The 3,039-nt window shown below is 42.3% G+C and carries 1 protein-coding gene; it reads left to right on the top strand.

All coding sequences use genetic code 11. From position 1 onward, the window contains the following. On the top strand, positions 1–2,948 hold a 2,948-nt coding region (locus NC238_13715; GenBank protein ID MCM1566964.1), incomplete at its 5' end, for a PAS domain S-box protein. Positions 2,949–3,039 lie beyond the last annotated feature (91 nt).

Raw genomic sequence — 3,039 nt, 5'->3', positions numbered from 1 at the left:
AAGCTGAACGGGAGCGATTGAATAGCGTGCTTGACATACTGCCGGCTTACGTGATACTGCTCTCACCGGATTATCGCGTTCCGTTTGCGAACCGTTTCTTCGAGGAGCGTTTCGGCAAATCTGAGGGCAGGCGTTGCTACGAATATCTCTTCCAGCGCACCGAGCCCTGTGAGAATTGCGAAACCTACAAGGTGTTCAGAACGGGTGCGCCTCATCATTGGGAGTGGAACGGTCCGGACGGCCGTAATTACGATATCTACGACTACCCGTTCAAGGACTCCGACGGTTCAACACTCATAATGGAGGTGGGCATTGATATCACCGAGATCAAACAGGCGCAAGCGGTGGCTCAAGCAGAGCGGCAGCGGCTTTTTGACGTTCTGGAGACGCTACCGGCAATGATATCCCTGCTGACACCTGACTATCACGTCGCCTTTGCCAACCGCGGCTTCCGTGAAAAGTTTGGCAAGTCTAGAGGTCGACACTGTTATGAATATTGTTATGGGTGCACCAGACCCTGTGAATTCTGCGAAACATATAAAGTGCTTGAAACCGGTCAGCCCCACCATTGGGAAGGCACCGCCCCGGACGGAAGCATAATTGATTCCTACGACTTTCCGTTCACCGACATTGACGGTTCGCCCATGGTCCTCAAGATGGACATTGACGTCACCGAGCAAAAACGCGCTGAGGCAGAGCTAAAGAAGCATAGAGAGCAGCTTGAGAACGCTTATAATTCTTTGAAGGAAAGCGAAAGAAGTCTTTCTGAAGCCCAAAGGATGGCACATCTTGGAAACTGGGACTGGAATATTGTAACTAATGAATTGTACTGGTCTGACGAAATTTATCGCATCTTCGGACGCAATCCCCAGGAATTCGGGGCAACTTACGATGCGTTTCTTGAATATATACATCCGGAGGATCGAGATTATGTAGATCGGGCCGTTAAAGAAGCTTTTAACGGAAAAAACTACAGTATTAATCACCGGATTACCCTAGCCAGTGGAGAAGAGCGTATAGTACACGAACGGGCTGAGGTTATTTTTAACGAGGAAAATATCCCTGTTCATATGAGAGGAACAGTTCAGGATATTACCGAGCAAAAAATGGCTGAAAAAGCCTTAGAGCTGGCTAACGCGTATAATCGCAGTCTCATTGAGGCCAGTATAGATCCCTTTTTAACTATTGATCCAGATGGTAAAATTACTGATGTGAATAATTCAACCGAATTTATTACGGGCTATTCCCGTAAGGAGTTAATTGGGACTGATTTTTCGGATTATTTCACCGAGCCTGAGAAAGCCAGAGAAGGATGTCAGCATGTATTCCAGAAAGGGCTGGTGAGAAATTATCCGCTTGAAATTCAACATAAAAACGGGCAGATAACGCCTGTTTTGTATAATGCATCGGTTTACAGGGATAAAACTGGAGAAGTTATTGGGGTTTTTGCAGCTGCACGTGATATTTGTGAGCAGAAAAAGGCTGAAGAAAAGATACAGATACTGGCTAGTGCTGTCGAGTCATCGGATGATGCAATTATAACCAAGTCTATTGATGGCACTATCACAAGCTGGAACAAGGGAGCAGAGCGGATTTACGGCTATCTCGCCGAAGAAATTCTTGGAAAAAATATCTCAATACTTGAACCCGATAATCGTAAAGGAGAGATAAAGCAGTTAGTTAAGAAAATTCAAGAGGAAGAGAGAATCCAGCACTATGAAACATTGCGGTTAAGAAAGGATCGTACATTAATAGATGTTTCAGTAACTCTTTCTCCGGTTTTGGATGTTTCTGGGCAACTTATAGCTTTCTCCGTTATTGCAAGAGACATTACTGAGCGAAAAAAGGCAGAAGAATCTCTGAGGTTATCAAACATTTATAATCGTAGTCTGATAGAAGCCAGTCTAGATCCTCTGGTTACTATCGGCCCTGATGGAAAGATAACCGATGTAAATAAAGCTACAGAAATGGTTACAGGTTATTCAAGAAATGAGTTAATTGGGACTGATTTTTCAGACTATTTCATCGAGCCTGAGAAAGCCAGAGAAGGATATCAACATGTCTTCAGGGAAGGTTTGGTACTGGACTACGAACTTGAAATTCAGCACCGAAATGGTCACATAACTCCTGTTTTGTATAATGCTTCAATTTATAAAGACGAAACTGGTGAGGTTATTGGAGTTTTTGCAGCCGCCCGTGATATCACCGAACGGAAAAAGGCAGAAGAGCTGTTAAAACTGAAATTAGAAGAACTTGCTCGCTCAAACTCGGAGCTGGAACAATTTGCCTACGTATCATCCCACGATTTGCAGGAACCCCTGAGAATGATAGCGAGTTATCTACAGCTTTTACAAAGAAAATATCATGGAAAGCTTGACGAGAAGGCTGATAAATACATCTATTTTGCTGTGGACGGGGCTTCCCGTATGCAAAATCTGATAAATGATCTTCTGGAATTTTCTCGAGTGACTACAAAGGCCAGAGAATTAGAGCCTACGGACTGCAAATTTGTTCTGGATCAAGTGTTATTTAATTTAGAGTTATCCATAAATGAAAATGAAGCCAGTATATCTTATGGTTCTTTACCTGTAGTAATGGCAGATCCTGTCCAGTTTACTCAAATGTTCCAGAATCTTATAAGCAACGCTATAAAATTCCGCAGTGAAAAAGCCCCGAAAATTGAGATTTCCGCCGAAAAAAAGGCTGATCAATGGTTATTTTCAGTAAAGGATAATGGAATTGGAATTGAACCTAAATATTCTGATAGAATTTTCGAAGTTTTTAAAAGACTTCACAAAAGAGAAGAGTACCCTGGGACAGGCATAGGACTTTCAATTTGTAAAAAAATTGTAGAAAGACATGGAGGACAGATCTGGGTAGAATCTGAACCAGGCAAAGGTTCTACCTTTTACTTTACTTTACCAGTAATTCCTCTAAAAGTTTCGTGATACTGACTTTACATAAATTTCATGATACTGACTTTACCTTGAATTCCTGATAACGACTGTACCGTAAAAATATATCTTTATAAATTAGGTT

This window comes from Dehalobacter sp., from assembly GCA_023667845.1.
Lineage (GTDB): Bacteria > Bacillota > Desulfitobacteriia > Desulfitobacteriales > Syntrophobotulaceae > Dehalobacter.
The sequence above is the reverse complement of the archived record's forward strand: the minus strand, read 5'-3'. Positions and strand labels throughout refer to the sequence as shown.